Origin of the sequence: Pseudomonas sp. P9_35, from assembly GCF_034008205.1 — a bacterium.
Lineage (GTDB): Bacteria > Pseudomonadota > Gammaproteobacteria > Pseudomonadales > Pseudomonadaceae > Aquipseudomonas > Aquipseudomonas kilonensis.
In genome coordinates this window covers 3,230,537-3,245,698 of sequence record NZ_CP125373.1, presented here as the reverse complement: position 1 = coordinate 3,245,698, position 15,162 = coordinate 3,230,537, and the positions used below count along the sequence as shown (strand labels likewise).

Genomic DNA, 15,162 nt, shown 5'->3' with positions numbered 1-15,162 from the left:
TCTGGGTGACTGCAAGGTCTGTGTCCACCACAAATCCCCCTGTGGGAGCGAGCTTGCTCGCGATGGCGGTGGCTCAGTTGGCATTGATGTCGGCTTGCTGACGCCATCGCGAGCAAGCTCGCTCCCACAGGGGTTCGTATTGACGGCAACTCAATCCGTCGTGCTCGCCGCCAGTACGGCAAGCGTTCGGCGCTTCGGGTTCCAGATGCTCAGGCACCAGACGCCCCACCACTCCAGGCCATCGTCGAAATAATCGCTCCAGGGTTCCCGTGCCTGATCGTACTCGTCGCTGGCCGTCCAGTTGAGGTTGAAATTGTCGACCCAGCTCAACACCACCCCATCAGTGCCGTCCTCGAGCCCCAGCAGGTCAAGCCATTCGCTGAACAGCGCTTGCGGGGTGTCGTCGCTGAAACGGGTGCCATAGGGCGGGTCGCAGAAGGCCGCGTACAAGGCATAAGTGTGCTGATCCTCTTTGTCGATCCGCATGAGTCGGGCCCGTTCGTCCCGGCTCAGCGGCTTGGCGACGGCCTTGCTCAAATCCCAATCCATGGTGGGGGGCGCAGCCTCGGTATAGCGAGGGTCTTGGGTCAGTTGGCGATGACGCTCCAGCCATTGAGCCTTGAGGTGCTGGAACAACAGGTCCACAGCCTGACGATGAAGCACCTCATCAGCGGCATCACTCGCCTCGGGCACAAGCACCAGGAAATCGAAGGCGCAACCGGCCTTTTCCATCCGCTGGCGCAGGGATGCACTGGCTTGCTGTTCCACGATGCGCAACATGACCGTCTCCATCAAGCAGGGGAAAAAGCGCCCCGCCGGTACTCGCTGGGGGTCTGGTTCATCTCTATCCGAAAATGCCGGTTGAAGTTGGACAAATTGTTGTAGCCCACTTCAAAACAGATATCGGTCACCGGCATTTCGCTCTGCAGCAGCAAGCGACAGGCACGCTGGACCCGCAGCTTGCGCATCAGGTCAATGAAGCCGTGCCCGGTGATGCGCTTGAAGAACCGCGAGAAGCCCGGCTCGCTCATGTCCAATTGGCGGGCGATCACCGACAGGCGCAGGTCGCCGGTGAGTTCGGCTTGCAAGTATTCGAAGGCTTTATGGATGCGCTCGGAGCTGCGCGCATCGAGGCTTGGCGCGTAGCAAGGGCTCGCCAGGCTCAAGACCTCGTCGCCAGGGGCTTGGTTGAGGGTGTGCAGCAGTTCCAGGAACAGCGCCAACCGCGCCAGTCCCTGGGCCGGACCGATGGCTTCCAGCAGGTGCGCGGCCTGCCGCGCGGTGTTGCCATCGAAGGCCAAGCCACGGCGGGCGCGTTCGAACAGGCCCTGCAGATCGCCCAGTTCGGGCAGGGTTCGGCGCAAGGTCAGCAGCGTTGCACCGTCGAATTGCAAGACCACGTCACGCCCGGGCAGGTGCTCGCCCGGCGCCAGGTCGCCCATCCAGTCGTGGGGCAAGTCCGGGCCGATCATCGCCACATGGCCAGGGCCAAACGGACCGATGTAGTCGCCCGCCAACAGTTTGCCGCTGCCCTGGCGGATCAGGTGGATTTCAAATTCAGGGTGATGGTTCCAGCGCGCCATCGGGTACGGGTAGTCATGTTCGTACCAGCGAAAACTGTGTTCGGCCTCGGGCAGGATGACTTCCAGTTCGGCTGGTCGCTGCTCGAACAGCGGCGTTCGGTGATCAGGCATGTCGCGCCTCTTTTATCGTTATAGCGGGCACCTTACGCCGAGTGCGCAGCGCTTCGCCAGCCTCGGCCTGACCGGCCACTGATACTTTTTTAACCCGATCCTGTCGCACTCAAGGGCGTTAAAAAAGTATCAGCGCACGATCCTCCCTGCGTTTGTCGGCCTCCACGGGCGCTGCTGTAATCGGCCTGCCATTGGCGACGAACCGCCCAGCTCGACGCCACGGCCCCCACAACAATAATAATTCTGCGCCCAGGCGCAGCTCTGGAGAAGCTCATGAAAACAGTGCCCAAGGCGCTTGTCATGTTCGCGGGATTGTCTTTTGCCCTGGCCGGACACGCCGCCGAGACCCTCACCATCGCCACGGTGAACAACGCCGACATGATCCGCATGCAGAAACTCTCGAACACCTTCGAGAGCGAGCACCCGGACATCACGTTGAACTGGGTGGTACTCGAAGAAAATGTCCTGCGCCAGCGCCTGACCACCGACATCGCGACCCAGGGCGGGCAGTTCGACGTGCTGACCATCGGCACCTACGAAACCCCTCTTTGGGGGGCCAAGCACTGGCTCGAACCGATGACCAACCTGCCCGCCGAGTATGACCTGGAGGACATTTTCCCTGCCGTTCGCCAAGGCCTTTCGGTCAACGACACGCTTTACGCCCTGCCCTTCTACGGCGAAAGCACCGTCACCTATTACCGCACGGACCTGTTCAAGCAGGCCGGCCTGAGCATGCCCGAGCAACCGACCTGGAGCCAGCTCGGTGAATTCGCTGCCAAGTTGCACCAACCTGACCAGGGCCAGTACGGCCTGTGCCTGCGGGGCAAGGCCGGTTGGGGCGAGAACATGGCGCTGCTCAGCACCCTGGCCAACACCTTCGGTGCCCGTTGGTTCGATGAACAATGGAAACCGCAGTTCGACAGCCCGCAATGGAAGGCCGCCGCGCAGTTCTACGTCGATACGCTGAAAAAATACGGCCCGCCGGGCCTGACCAGCAACGGGTTCAACGAAACCCTGGCGCTGTTCAACAGCGGTAAATGTGCGATCTGGGTCGATGCCAGCGTCGCCGGCTCCTTCATCACCGACACCAGTCAAAGCAAGGTCGCCGACCGTGTGGGCTTCGCTGCCGCCCCCATCGAAGTAACCCATAAAGGTGCTTCCTGGCTGTATGCCTGGTCACTGGCGATTCCCACCAGCTCCCGGCACAAGGACGCCGCCAAGGCGTTCGTGGCCTGGGCCACGTCCAAGGACTACATCCAATTGGTCGCCCAGCAGGACGGTATCAGCAATGTCCCGCCCGGCACGCGCATGTCCACCTACAGCGACGCCTACCTGAACGCCGCACCGTTCGCCCGGATCACCTTGAAAATGATGCAGAACGCCGATCCGGCCCATCCCACCGCCGAACCGGTGCCGTATGTGGGCATCCAGTACGTGACGATTCCAGAGTTCCAGGCCATCGGCACCGCCGTCGGCAAGCTGTTTACGGCCGCCCTCACCGGACAGATCACGGTGGAACAGGCACTGGCCTCGGCGCAATCGAGTACCGAGCGGGAAATGAAGCGGGCCGGGTATCCAAAGCAATAATGATTGGCACCGGCCCTGCGGCTAGAAGGTTTACCCCTCTGTGGGAGCAAAGCTTGCTCGCGATACAGGCACATCGATTTCTGAGTGACCGCATTTGCTTCATCGCGGGCAAGCCTTGCTCCCACAGGACTTTTTTCGTACTTCGAAAAGGACAACCCCATGAAACGACTGGAAGGAAAAAGTGCCCTGGTGACCGGTGCCGCCCGTGGTATCGGCAGGACGTTCGCCCAAGCCTATATCAACGAGGGCGCCACAGTGGCGATCGCCGATATCGACCTGGAGCGGGCCCAGGCCACCGCCGCCGAACTGGGCGATAGCGCCTACGCGGTCAAAATGGACGTGACGGACCAGGCTTCGATCGACCAGGCCATCGAGGCCGTGGTGGCCCGGGTGGGCAAGCTGGATATCCTGATCAACAACGCCGCGCTGTTCGACCTGGCGCCCATCGTGGAAATCACCCGCCAGAGCTACGAGCGGCTGTTTTCCATCAACGTCGCCGGCACGCTGTTCACCCTGCAAGCGGCGGCGCGGCAGATGATCCGCCAGGGCCATGGCGGCCGGATCATCAACATGGCCAGCCAGGCCGGTCGCCGTGGCGAAGCGCTGGTCGGTGTCTATTGCGCCACCAAGGCAGCGGTGATCAGCCTCACCCAGTCCGCCGGGCTGGATCTGATCAAGCATCGGATCAACGTCAACGCCATCGCCCCCGGCGTGGTGGATGGCGAGCATTGGGACGGTGTGGACGCGCTGTTCGCCCGCCACGAAAAGCTGCCGCTGGGGGAAAAGAAGCGCCAGGTGGGGCAACAGGTGCCCTATGGCCGGATGGGGACTGCGGAGGACCTCACCGGCATGGCGATTTTCCTCGCCTCGGCGGAGAGCGAATACGTGGTGGCGCAGACCTATAACGTCGATGGCGGGAACTGGATGAGCTGATAATCTGGGTTTTTATGGCCTTGAAACGACGGAAATGGACTTATTCGCCTGAAAGTTGATCCCACTATTTGAGGATCATCCCGAACGCTACCCAACGGTGCCGTTCAAAGGGATTTCAAAAGAGCGTGAATACCGTTGCCCCAGCGGGGCAAAAATTGCGCATCATAGGCGCCGTCCGCTCAAGGGAGATTTACATGCGTGCCATTTCATCCGTCGTGGGTCTTGTCGTGCTGTCGCTGGGCCTGGTGTTCGCCACCAGTGCCACGGCCACCGAAGAGACACAACTGGTCGAGTCCATCAACCTTTACCGCAGCCAGTCCCAGAGCTGTGCCGGCCAGGCCTCGCTGGAGTTGCCACCGCTGGCGATGGATTCCCGGCTGATCCTGTCGGCCAATGGCATCGGCGACCTGCAGCAGGCGCTGGCGCGGGCGGCCTACCCAATGGTCAACGTGCAGGCCATCAGCCTGTCCGGGCCGCGCGACGCGCAATCGGCCATGAAAGCCGTCCAGGAAAGCTTCTGCCAGGTAGTACTCGACCCGCAGTTCGTCGACATCGGCGTCAGCCGCCTGGACCGCGAATGGCGCATCGTGCTGGCGCGCCCACTGCTGTCGGCGCGCCTGGGTGATTGGCAAGCCGAGGGCCAGAAGCTGCTGAAGCTGATCAACAGTGCCCGCACCCAGCCGCGTCGCTGTGGCACCGAAACCTTCGCCGCCACCACGCCGCTGGCCTGGAACGCCACCTTGGCCCTGGCCGCTGTGACCCACACCCGGGCCATGGCCAACAACAATTTTTTCGACCACAAGGACCGCGACAACCGCATGCCGGGCGACCGCGCCGAACTGGCCGGCTATCTGGGCCAGTTGATCGGCGAGAACATCGCCGCCGGACAGGACACCGCGCTCAAGGTGGTGGACGGCTGGCTGGCCAGCCCGGGGCACTGCGCCAACCTGATGAACCCGAAGTTCCGCGAATTGGGCGCCGGGTACGCGAGCGATCCGAAAAGCGATGCCGGGATCTATTGGACGGCGATGTTTGGCACTCAATAGCGCGGTGGCCAGGCCATCGCTTTCGCGAGCAGGCTCGCTCCCACAGGGGGCGAGTGATGTTCATGACGCGCCACCTTGTGGGAGCGAGCTTGCTCGCGATAGCCATTGCTCCATCAACCTCAGTGGCCGTGGCTGAGCAGCACCTGCCGCAAATGCTGCATGAACTGACTCAACGAAGGTGATTGGGCCACCGGCTTGCGTTGCAACAGGCCGATCGAGCGCTTCGCCGGCTGGTCGATGGTGGTGACAGCACACTGCTCACCGATGTTGAACACCGCCGTGCAGCTGGCCGGCAACAGAGAAAATCCCAAGCCTTCGCGCACCAGGGCCGTGGCCGTGCTCATGTGCGCCACTTCCCAGGCCGGCACAGGGTCGATGTTCAAATAGCGCAACGCAGCGTCAGCCAGGGGCCGGATGCTGGTGTCCGGCGTGAGGGCAATATAGGGTTGCCGCTTCCAGTCGTCCTGGCCGTCACGCTGCGGGTCTTTGTGGCTCAGCAACACCAGATTGTCATCCAACAGGCGCACAAAGCTCAGTCCGGACAGATCGTCAGGCAACGAGCTGATGCCGGCGTCCACCTCTCCTCGCTGCACCCAGCCCATGATTTCCCCGGCGCGGCCATCCAACAAGCTCACCGTCACACCAGGGTTTTCACGCTGGAAAGCAGCAATGGCGATCGGCAGGAACGACGCGGCAGCGGTGGGCAAGGCTGCCAATCGGAGCGTGCCACGGCTCAGGCTCAGGGTGTCGCGAGCATCGCGCACGGCGTCGTTCATGTCCCGCAGCATGCGCCGGGCCTGGGGTAGAAAATGCTCACCGGCGGGCGTCAGCTCGACGCTGCGGGTGTTACGCGCGAGCAACTGCAACCCCATGCTCTCTTCCAGTTTGCGGACGCTATAGCTCAGCGCTGGCTGGGACAGGTGCAACTGTTCGGCCGTGCGGGTAAAGCTCGAAGTCTCGGCAATAAGGATGAAGGCACGAAGCTGACGAAAAGAAACGTTCATGACCCACTCATAAAATTAATGAATCAATTGATTCTATCTTTAAAATTCACAGAATAATCCAGCCTCTCCACTATGGGGCCACTCTTCAGTGCCACCCCTCAGTGGAAAGCGACATGACAAAAACAATTCTCGTCGGCTGCGGCGCCGGTTTCGCCAATGATCGACCCGACGCCGCCCTGCGCCTGGCCCAGGACCTGGCACAACGCGGCGGCCAGCGCTACATCATGCTGGAACTGCTGGCTGAACGGACCCTGGCCGAGGCGCAACTACGCAAGCGCCTGGATCCACAAGCGGGATACTCCGCGCGCCTGTTCGATTTTCTCGAGCCCATGCTGGACCTGTGCATCGAGGCTGGCATCCCGATCATCACCAACGGCGGCGCCGCCAATCCCAGGGCGGCCGCGCAACGGCTGCGCCAGACGCTGGCGGGCCGCTTCCCTGCACTGAAAATCGCCTGCGTGCTGGGTGATGATCTGTTGGAAGAAACACCGCCCCGTTACGAACAATGGCTGTCCTCGGAGCCTTTGGAGCTCCCCGTGTCGGTGAACGTCTACACCGGGGCCGACGGAATCGCCCAGGCGTTGGCCGAGGGCGCTGGCATCGTGCTGTGTGGCCGGGTCGCGGATCCGTCGCTGGCCGTGGGGGCGATCCGCCATGGGTTGGGTTGGTCGGCCGACGATTGGCAGAAAATGGCCATCGCCACCACGGCCGGCCATCTGCTGGAGTGCTGCACCCAGGTCACGGGGGGCTATTTTGCCCATCCTGGAATGAAAGACATTCCGGACCCGGCCAATCTCGGCTGCCCCATTGCCGAAATCCATCAGGATGGCCGCCTGATCATCGGCAAGACCCGCCACTGCGGCGGACGGGTCAGCGAACAGACCGTCAAGGAGCAGCTCCTTTACGAAGTGCACGACCCTCGACGCTACCTGACGCCAGACGTGGTCCTGGACCTGGGCCAGGCCCGTGTACAGGACTTGGGCGATGACCGTGTTGAAATCAGTGGCCTGCTGGGTCATCCGCGTCCCGACACGCTCAAGGGCCTGGCGGGTGTGCGCGGCCTCTGGTTCGGCGAGGCAGAAATATCCTACGCCGGCCCCGGCGCCGTGGCGCGTGCCGCGCTGGCGCGGGAAATCCTGCTGCAGCGCTTCGACCTGTTGGCACCCGGGGTCCAGCCCTGGATCGACCTGTCCGGGGTCGCCAGCCTCTTCAACGACCAGGCCGGTCGATATCTGCAACAGCAACTGGTCCAGGCGCCCGCCCTGGAGGATGTGCGCGTGCGGATCGGCCTGACTCACACCGACCGACAGCTGGTGGAGGCCCTGCTGGCAGAGGTCGAGTCGCTCTACACCAACGGGCCGGCGGGCGGCGGTGGCGTCCGGCGACACCTCGCCGAGACCGTTACCACCCGCAGCTTCCTGCTGCCGCGAGATGAAATCCATACAACCCTGGAGTGGTACTGATGAACCTGGTCACCCTCGCCGACTATGCCCATGCCCGTGCTGGCGACAAGGGCAACATTCTCAGCATCGCCCTGTTCCCCCACGATCCGTCCCACTATCCATGGCTGCTACGGGAGTTGACCTGCGCCCGAGTGGCCGAGCAATTCGCGACGCGACAGCCTTCCAAGGTGCATCGCTATGAACTGCCGAACCTGAATGCGCTGAATTTCGTGCTCGAGGACGCCCTGGAGGGCGGTGTGAACCGCAGTTGCGGTCTTGATCGTCACGGCAAGAGCCTGAGTTACCTGCTTCTGGCCTTGCGCCTGCCCGGACCGCATGGCTGATCGACTCACCGCCCACGAACCTTCGACAACAATAAAAAGAGAGGCTGCAACATGATTACAACCCTGGGTTTCCTGATGATGCTCGCCATTATCGGATTGATATTGCTACGCAGGATCAGCCCGGTGGTGGCGTTCACCACCCTTCCCGTGATCGTTTGCCTGCTGGCCGGTTTCAATCTCGGGCAGATCGGCGAATTCATCAAGGCCGGCCTGATCACGGTGGCCCCGACCGCAGCACTGTTTCTGTTTGCCATTCTGTTCTTCGGCATCATGCGTGACCGGGGATTGTTCGATCCCTTGGTCAATCTGCTGATCCGCAGCACGGGCGGCAAGCCCCTGGCCGTGGCACTGGTGACGGTTTTGGTGACGTCAGTGGTCCATCTCGACGGCGTCGGCGCCGCCACATTCTTGCTGACCATCCCGGCCCTGCTGCCCTTGTATAAACGCCTGAACATGAGCCCGGCGATGCTGTTGTGCCTGGTCGGCACCACGGCCGGCGTGATCAATATGGTCCCTTGGGGTGGCACGACTGCCCGCGCCGCCGCTGTGTCGGGGCTGGATGCCACCCAACTGTGGCTAGGCTTGCTGCCGGTGCAGATGGTGGGCCTGACGTGCATGCTCGTTATCGCGACCGTGTTGGGCTTGCGCGCCCAGCGTCGCCAACCGATGTCGCTGGGCGCGGCTGCAACCTGTGACATGGACAGCCTGCAACCCCAAGACCGTGAATTCGCCCTCTCCCCACGAGAACTGCGTTACTGGCTGAACGTGGCGCTGACCGGTGGGATCCTGGCGTGCCTGTTCACCGGCATTTTTCCCTTGTATGCCTGTTTCATGGTGGGACTGGGCATCGCCCTGCCCTTGAACTTCCCGTCCCTGGACGCCCAGGCCGAACGCCTCAAGGCCCATGCGGCCGATGCGCTGCAAATGGTCCTGGTGATGATGGCCGCCGCCGTTCTGCTGGGCGTGCTCTCTGGCGCAAAGATGTCCGACGGCATGGCATTGGCACTGATCGATATCATGCCAGCCGGTTCTGCCCAATATCTGCATGTGATCGTCGGCTTCTTCGGCGTCCCCCTGGGGATGATCTTCTCACCGGACGCCTACTATTTCGCCTTGCTACCGGTGATCAGGGACGTGGCCGCCGCCGCGGGTGTCCCCCTCGAGGCCGTGGCCCGGGCCATGCTGATCGGTGAGAACACCGGATTCTCCATCAGCCCGGTGGTGCCCAGCGTGTACCTGGCGCTGGCGTTGTCTGGTGTAGAGCTGCGCAAGCACATCGCCTATACGTTCTTCTGGGCCTGGGGCGTCAGCCTGGTGATGCTCGCCTTTGCCGTGGCGACTGGAGCGGTACAGGTGTGAATAAGCGGTGAATGCGGTGCTGATGGATGCGGTTGATGAGGTCCAGGCACTGGTGCGTCAAGCGTTTGGGGGCGGTGTGTATATCCGTTGGTGCGGTCACGGCGACTAATGGTTCCGCCCTGACGGCGGGTCACTTTCGAAAAGCGCGAAAGTAACCAAAGCGCTCATGCCCCACCACTTGGTGCCTCGCTTAGGCTCGGCATGCCCTCACTCCGGCATTGCTCCGTGGGCCCGCCGCGAAGGGCCATCCATGGCCCAGCGCGGCTAACCCGGCATCCATGCCGGGATGCCCACTCCACAATGCCTGCGTTCGGCCAGCGTGGTTAACGGGGCGCCGAGATCAACGTCCACCGCGAGGCGGCCTAACAGCCGACCTGGTTCTGGGTGATCGCGTTTCTCCTGTGGGTACTTCTCCTGTGGGAGCGAGCTTGCTCGCGATTGCAATTCATCATTCAATTCAAATATTGACTGACACACCGCTATCGCGAGCAAGCTCGCTCCCACAATAAGATCGGGTACGGCCGAAGAGATAGCCCGGCTGTCAGGCCGCCTCGCGAGCAAGCTTTGCTCCCACAGAGCTGACAGGTGTACGACCGGGAGAACCAGGCCGGCTGTTAGGCCGCCTCGCTTTTTGATCTGGGGCGCCCCGTTAACCACGATGGCCGAACGCAGGCATTGCGCAGTGGGCACCTCGGCATGGATGCCGAGGTAGCCGCGCTGGGCCATGGATGGCCCTTCGCGGCGGCCCACGGAGCAATGCCGGAGTGAGGGCATGCCGAGCCTAAGCGAGGCACCGAGTGGTGGGGCAAAGCGCTTTTGGTTACTTTTGGCGCTCTTCCAAAAGTGACCCGCCGTCAGGGCGGAACCCTAAGCCGCCGTTACCGCAGCAACGGATATGTACCCAATCCAATCCAATCCAACCCAACACCAACACCAACACCAACACCAAAGAAAACGGCGCCTTCCCCTCCCTCGGAAAAAGCGCCGTATCCTTAAGTGAACAGCATTACGCTCAATGCGCAGCGTTCTTGTACCTCACCAGACAGCGTCCGGCTTACAGCGCCATGTCAGCCGCTGGATTCGCTTGCGGGGCAGCCGCCGGCTTGGCCGGTGCAGCGGTAGCGCCTGGCTTGCCGATCACCGGTGGCGGGTCCAGTTGCAGGACATCGCTGGTGTAAGCCCATTCCTGGGCAACGCGCTCAGGACTGTCGTTGAGCTTGGTGCCGTAGCTTGGCACGATCTGATGCAGTTTTTCCTGCCAGGCCGGGCTGGCGACCTTGTCCTTGAAGACCTTCTCAAGCACGGTCAGCATGATCGGTGCAGCGGTCGAAGCGCCTGGCGAGGCACCCAGCAGGCCGGCGATGCTGCCGTCCTGGGACGCGACCACTTCGGTGCCGAGTTTCAGCACGCCGCCCTTCTCTTCGTCACGCTTGATGATCTGTACGCGCTGGCCAGCCTGCCACAGGCGCCAGTCTTCCTGCTTGGCCTCCGGGAAGTACTCTTTCAGGGCGTTGAAGCGATCTTCATCCGACAGCATCAGTTGACCGGCCAGGTACTCGACCAGTGGGTACTGTTCGATACCAACCTTGGTCATCGGCCACACGTTGTGGGTGGTGGTGCTGGTCAGCAGATCGAAGTACGAACCGTTCTTCAGGAACTTGGTAGAGAAGGTTGCGAATGGGCCAAACAGGATCACGCGCTTACCATCGAGCACACGGGTGTCCAGGTGCGGAACCGACATCGGCGGTGCGCCCACCGAAGCCTTGCCGTAGGCCTTGGCCAGGTGCAGCTGGGCGACGGTCGGGTTTTCGGTGACCAGGAACGAACCACCCACCGGGAAACCTGCGTATTCACGCGCTTCCGGGATGTCGGACTTCTGCAGCAGGTGCAAGGCACCACCGCCGGCGCCGATGAACACGAACTTGGCGTCGGTCTCGGTTTCGGTACCGTCTTTCAGGTTCTTGTACGAAACGCGCCAGGTGCCGTCTTCGTTGCGGGTGATCTCTTCCACTTCGCTGGACAGCTTGAGGGAGAAGTTCGGCTTGGTTTGCAGATAAGTCGCGAACTGGCGGGTGATTTCGCCGAAGTTCACGTCGGTGCCCAGTGGACTCCAAGTGGCCGCGACTTTCTGGCTCGGGTCACGCCCTTGCATCATCAGCGGCACCCACTTGCTGATCTGCTCGCGATCTTCGGAATACTGCATGCCGGCGAACAACGGGCTGGCCTGGAGGGCTTCGTAGCGCTTCTTCAGGAACACGATGTTCTCGTCGCCCCACAAAAAGCTCATGTGCGGCGTGGAGTTGATGAACGAACGCGGGTTCTTCAACACGCCGTTCTTGACCTGCCAGGACCAGAACTGACGGGAGATCTGGAAGGCTTCGTTGATTTCGATGGCCTTGGAGATATCGACCTTGCCGTTCTTGTCTTCCGGCGTGTAGTTCAGCTCGGCCAGCGCGGAGTGACCGGTACCGGCATTGTTCCAGCCGTTGGAGCTCTCTTCGGCAACACCGTCCAGGCGCTCGACCATTTCCATGGTCCAGCCCGGCTCCAGCTCATTGAGCCAGACGCCGAGTGTCGAGCTCATGATGCCCCCACCAATGAGCAAGACATCCACTTTTTTTGGCTCGGCGGCGTGCGTGGTCGCAAGACCCATCGCCATCGCCAGGCCCAGTAGCGCCGTGTGTGTTTTCTTCAACATGTGTGTATCCCTAGGATGAACGCCATTCCGTCCACCTGTCCTGATCAAGGATAGCCCACGTCCATGGCCGGCAACGCCAGCTGGGCGGCTATCGAGAAGGACCGGAGGATGGACCTACAGGGCCGAGCAATACGTCGGCCTCTCGTTTATGTCTCTCCGGCGCTGACTTCTTGTAGGTCTTGGCTTCAGCTGGGGTGAGGGACGCTGCAACGGTGTTCATCGGGCCTGACATGGCCGTGCCCGATTGTCGCAGCCAGGGGGAGTTTACATAAGGAAATAAACAGACCGAAGCGTCTTTTTACATTCCTGGCAAAAACGCCGACCAAATGACGGCATTTTAATGGCCCACGGGACCGATTCGCGTAGGAGCTGAGTGGGAGCTGTGTAGGAGCTGTCGAGTGCAGCGAGGCTGCGATCTTGCCCTGGCCGCTTGAGTCTTAAGCGAATGAATTAAAAGATCGCAGCCTCGTTTCACTCGACAGCTCCTACACAGCTCCTACAGAGTATCTACAGCACCAACCTACCCAAGCATCTGACTCAACACCGCCCGCAACTTGCCAGGCTTGACCGGTTTGTTGAGCAGCGGTGCATCCAGCTTGCGCAAGGCGCGGCGGCACTGGTCGCTGCGGTCGGCGGTGATGATCACCGCCGGGATCGCCTGGTGAAAATGCTCGCGCAGGTGCTTGACCACTTCGCAGCCCACGACCCCGTGATCCAGGTGGAAATCCGCCAGGATCAGCTCCGGCGCACGCCCTTGCAGCACATCAAGGGCGCCCGCTTCGTCGGTGGCGGTCAAGACTTCACAGCCCCACTGCCCCAACAGCGCCGCCATGCTTTGCAAAATGCTCAATTCATTGTCGATCACCAACAAACGGCGCCCCGGTAGCGGGTTGCCGGCGACCGCCTGTACCGGAACCAGGGACACGGGCAGGGGTTTTTCGCTGGACAACGGCACCTCGATACTGAACACCGAGCCCCGTCCCGGCCGAGAACGCACCTGGACCCGGTAACCGAGGATGTGGGCGATGCGTTCGACAATCGCCAACCCCAGGCCCACACCTTTGCGATCCGCCGCCCGGCCAACGTCAAGCTGGTTGAATTCCAGGAAAATCGACTCCAGGCAATCGGCAGCGATGCCACGCCCTGTGTCCCAGACCTCGATGCTCAACTGCCCTCCCCGGCGCCGGGCCGCCAGGAGAATACCGCCCTGAGCGGTGTAGCGGCAGGCATTGCTCAGCAGGTTGCGCAGGATACGGCTGATCAATCGCAGGTCGGTCAGCACCGCTTCGTCGCCAAACCGTACCCGCAACTCCAACCCCGCGGCGCCGGCCACCGATTGAAACTCGGAAACCAGCGGCCCCAACAACTCATCCAGCCGATACGGCGCCAGGTCGGGCTTGACGGCGGCCTGGTCCAGCCGTGAAATGTCCAGCAGGTCGGTGAGCAGGTCTTCGGCCCCTTCGAGCGCCTGATGAGTGCGTTCCACCAGCACGTGCTCGGCGGCAGGTAGTTCGCGTTCACGCAACGTGGCGATCAGCAAGCGGGCCGCGTTGAGTGGCTGCAACAGGTCATGGCTGGCAGCGGCCAGGTATTTGTCCTTGCTGCGGTTGGCGGCCTGGGCGACGTCCCGGGCATCGCGCAATTGCTGTTCGACCAGCTCGCGCTGGGCAATCTGCTGCTGCAGGTTGTGGTTGGCCTCCAGCAACGCGTCGGTGCGCTCGGCCACCCGCTGTTCCAGTTGGTCATTGAGCTGTTGCAAGTGTTGCCGGGCCTGCTCCAGCTCATCGAGGCGTGCCGCCAGTTCCGGATAGTGACTCTTGCGCGTCGAGTGATTGCCCAGCCCCAGCAGCCCTTCCAGGGCTTTTTGCTGCTCGTCAGAGGGCTTCGCCATAGACGACCTCGACATCCCGCTGGCTCGACTCCCGAGGGTTGGTGAGGATGCACGGGTCGTGCATCGCATGCTGCGACAGGAACGGAATGTCCGAGGTGCTCACGCCATGCAGGCCCAGGGTCTCGTGGAAACCGATGGTGCGCTTGAGGGCAATCAGGTGTTCCACCAGCCGAGTGCGGATCTGCCGGTGGTTGAGCCCCCGGCAGTCGATGCCCAGCGTCTCGGCAATCACCTTGAAACGCTCCGGCGCCGAGTTGTAGTTGAACGCCACCACGTGCTCCACCAGTACCGCGTTGCACAACCCATGGGGCAAATCGAGGAAACCACCCAGGCTGTGGGACATCGCGTGCACCGCGCCGAGGATTGCGTTGGAGAACGCCAGCCCGGCCTGCATGCTGCCCAGCATGATTTTTTCCCGCAGGGCGATGTCTGCCGGGTTGGCGATCATCTGCACCAGGTTGCCGTTGATCAGGCGCATCGCTTCCAGCGCATGGGGGTCGGTCAACGGGCCATGACCGGTGGACACGAACGCCTCGATGGCATGCACCAGGGCGTCGATGCCGGTACAGGCGGACAGGAACGGGTCCATGCTCAGGGTGGTTTCCGGGTCGATCAACGATACGTCCGGCACCGCTGCCTTGCTGACGATGGAAAACTTCATGCGTTCTTGCTGGTTGGAAATGATCACGAATTGCGACACGTCAGCCGACGTCCCCGCCGTGGTGGGAATCAGGATAAGCGGCGGGCTGGGTACGTGCAGGGTGTCGACGCCTTCGAACTCGAGGATGTTGCGGCCGTGGGCAACGACAATGCCGATGCCTTTGCCGCAATCCATCGGGCTGCCACCGCCCACCGCGACGATGACATCGCAATGGTTTTCCCGGTAAAGGTCAGCGCCGAGCATCACTTCCTCGACCCGAGGATTGGGCGAGACCGCGCTGTAGACGCAATAGTCGATGCCTTGGGCCTGGAGGCTGGCTTCGACGTCAGCCACCCAACCGGCGGCGATGACCCCGGGATCGGTGACGATCAGCACCTTGCGTGCACCGAAAGTCTTGGCGTAATTGCCGACATTGTGCCGGCAACCGGCACCGAACATGATTTCAGGGGAAACGAACTTGCGCAGCGGGCTGAGGCTCATCTTTTCAGGTACGTGGCTCATCG

The 15,162-nt window shown here is 62.1% G+C and carries 12 protein-coding genes; 6 read left to right on the top strand and 6 right to left on the bottom strand.

From position 1 onward, the window contains the following. Window positions 1–150 precede the first annotated feature (150 nt). Together QMK47_RS14175 and QMK47_RS14170 are read right to left on the bottom strand one after the other, a co-directional pair. On the bottom strand, window positions 151–780 hold the full coding sequence (locus QMK47_RS14175; protein ID WP_253474470.1) for a hypothetical protein: 630 nt from the start codon (window positions 778–780) through the stop codon (window positions 151–153). A gap of 11 nt (window positions 781–791) precedes the next feature. Beyond that, complete coding sequence (locus tag QMK47_RS14170) at window positions 792–1,694, bottom strand: helix-turn-helix domain-containing protein (protein WP_320390449.1); 903 nt, start codon at window positions 1,692–1,694, stop codon at window positions 792–794. Window positions 1,695–1,967: 273 nt separating this feature from the next. Between QMK47_RS14170 and QMK47_RS14165 the strand changes: the two genes are divergently transcribed. From QMK47_RS14165 to QMK47_RS14155, 3 genes are all read left to right on the top strand, one after another. Beyond that, the gene (locus QMK47_RS14165; RefSeq protein WP_258691112.1) at window positions 1,968–3,281 is read left to right on the top strand and encodes an ABC transporter substrate-binding protein; all 1,314 of its coding nucleotides are present in this window, start codon (window positions 1,968–1,970) and stop codon (window positions 3,279–3,281) included. Window positions 3,282–3,440: 159 nt separating this feature from the next. Further along, complete coding sequence (locus QMK47_RS14160; protein WP_253474461.1) at window positions 3,441–4,214, top strand: L-iditol 2-dehydrogenase; 774 nt, start codon at window positions 3,441–3,443, stop codon at window positions 4,212–4,214. 194 nt (window positions 4,215–4,408) lie between these two features. Further along, window positions 4,409–5,260 carry a CAP domain-containing protein gene (locus tag QMK47_RS14155; protein ID WP_253474458.1) on the top strand — a complete coding sequence of 284 codons (852 nt, stop codon included), beginning with the start codon at window positions 4,409–4,411 and terminating at the stop codon, window positions 5,258–5,260. Between the two features lie 119 nt (window positions 5,261–5,379). Here QMK47_RS14155 and QMK47_RS14150 read toward each other — a convergent pair whose 3' ends face one another. Next, window positions 5,380–6,264, bottom strand: a complete 885-nt coding sequence (locus tag QMK47_RS14150) for a LysR family transcriptional regulator (protein WP_320390448.1) — start codon at window positions 6,262–6,264, stop codon at window positions 5,380–5,382. Between the two features lie 113 nt (window positions 6,265–6,377). Between QMK47_RS14150 and QMK47_RS14145 the strand changes: the two genes are divergently transcribed. Genes QMK47_RS14145 through QMK47_RS14135 form a run of 3 tightly spaced genes read left to right on the top strand, consistent with a single transcriptional unit; the run spans window position 6,378 to window position 9,409 of the window. Beyond that, window positions 6,378–7,727, top strand: a complete 1,350-nt coding sequence (locus QMK47_RS14145) for an acyclic terpene utilization AtuA family protein (protein ID WP_320390447.1) — start codon at window positions 6,378–6,380, stop codon at window positions 7,725–7,727. Further along, entirely contained in the window at window positions 7,727–8,050 is a 324-nt protein-coding gene (locus tag QMK47_RS14140) for a hypothetical protein (RefSeq protein ID WP_253474449.1), read from the top strand. The genes QMK47_RS14145 and QMK47_RS14140 overlap by 1 nt, the downstream gene beginning before the upstream one ends. 51 nt (window positions 8,051–8,101) lie before the next feature. Beyond that, window positions 8,102–9,409, top strand: a complete 1,308-nt coding sequence (locus QMK47_RS14135) for a CitMHS family transporter (RefSeq protein WP_258691111.1) — start codon at window positions 8,102–8,104, stop codon at window positions 9,407–9,409. 1,054 nt (window positions 9,410–10,463) lie between these two features. On the opposite strand, the gene mqo is transcribed toward QMK47_RS14135, so the two are convergent. The 3 genes from mqo to ercA all read right to left on the bottom strand — a co-directional run bounded on the left by mqo (window position 10,464) and on the right by ercA (window position 15,139). Beyond that, window positions 10,464–12,107, bottom strand: a complete 1,644-nt coding sequence (gene mqo, locus QMK47_RS14130) for a malate dehydrogenase (quinone) (RefSeq protein ID WP_320390446.1) — start codon at window positions 12,105–12,107, stop codon at window positions 10,464–10,466. Between the two features lie 520 nt (window positions 12,108–12,627). Then, a complete protein-coding gene (locus QMK47_RS14125; protein WP_253474439.1) occupies window positions 12,628–13,998 on the bottom strand; it encodes a hybrid sensor histidine kinase/response regulator in 1,371 nt (456 codons plus the stop codon). Further along, window positions 13,982–15,139, bottom strand: a complete 1,158-nt coding sequence (gene ercA, locus QMK47_RS14120) for an alcohol dehydrogenase-like regulatory protein ErcA (protein WP_095963606.1) — start codon at window positions 15,137–15,139, stop codon at window positions 13,982–13,984. The genes QMK47_RS14125 and ercA overlap by 17 nt, the downstream gene beginning before the upstream one ends. Between the last annotated feature and the right edge of the window lie 23 nt (window positions 15,140–15,162).

Excerpts from the sequence above, each read along its gene's own strand:
- QMK47_RS14140 (WP_253474449.1), top strand. The coding sequence starts at position 7,727 with ATGAACCTGGTCACCCTCGCCGACTATGCCCATGCCCGTGCTGGCGAC.
- QMK47_RS14145 (WP_320390447.1), top strand. The coding sequence starts at position 6,378 with ATGACAAAAACAATTCTCGTCGGCTGCGGCGCCGGTTTCGCCAATGAT.
- QMK47_RS14155 (WP_253474458.1), top strand. The coding sequence starts at position 4,409 with ATGCGTGCCATTTCATCCGTCGTGGGTCTTGTCGTGCTGTCGCTGGGC.
- ercA (WP_095963606.1), bottom strand. The coding sequence starts at position 15,139 with ATGAGCCTCAGCCCGCTGCGCAAGTTCGTTTCCCCTGAAATCATGTTC.
- QMK47_RS14175 (WP_253474470.1), bottom strand. The coding sequence starts at position 780 with ATGTTGCGCATCGTGGAACAGCAAGCCAGTGCATCCCTGCGCCAGCGG.
- QMK47_RS14170 (WP_320390449.1), bottom strand. The coding sequence starts at position 1,694 with ATGCCTGATCACCGAACGCCGCTGTTCGAGCAGCGACCAGCCGAACTG.
- QMK47_RS14160 (WP_253474461.1), top strand. The coding sequence starts at position 3,441 with ATGAAACGACTGGAAGGAAAAAGTGCCCTGGTGACCGGTGCCGCCCGT.
- QMK47_RS14125 (WP_253474439.1), bottom strand. The coding sequence starts at position 13,998 with ATGGCGAAGCCCTCTGACGAGCAGCAAAAAGCCCTGGAAGGGCTGCTG.
- QMK47_RS14150 (WP_320390448.1), bottom strand. The coding sequence starts at position 6,264 with ATGAACGTTTCTTTTCGTCAGCTTCGTGCCTTCATCCTTATTGCCGAG.
- mqo (WP_320390446.1), bottom strand. The coding sequence starts at position 12,107 with ATGTTGAAGAAAACACACACGGCGCTACTGGGCCTGGCGATGGCGATG.
- QMK47_RS14165 (WP_258691112.1), top strand. The coding sequence starts at position 1,968 with ATGAAAACAGTGCCCAAGGCGCTTGTCATGTTCGCGGGATTGTCTTTT.
- QMK47_RS14135 (WP_258691111.1), top strand. The coding sequence starts at position 8,102 with ATGATTACAACCCTGGGTTTCCTGATGATGCTCGCCATTATCGGATTG.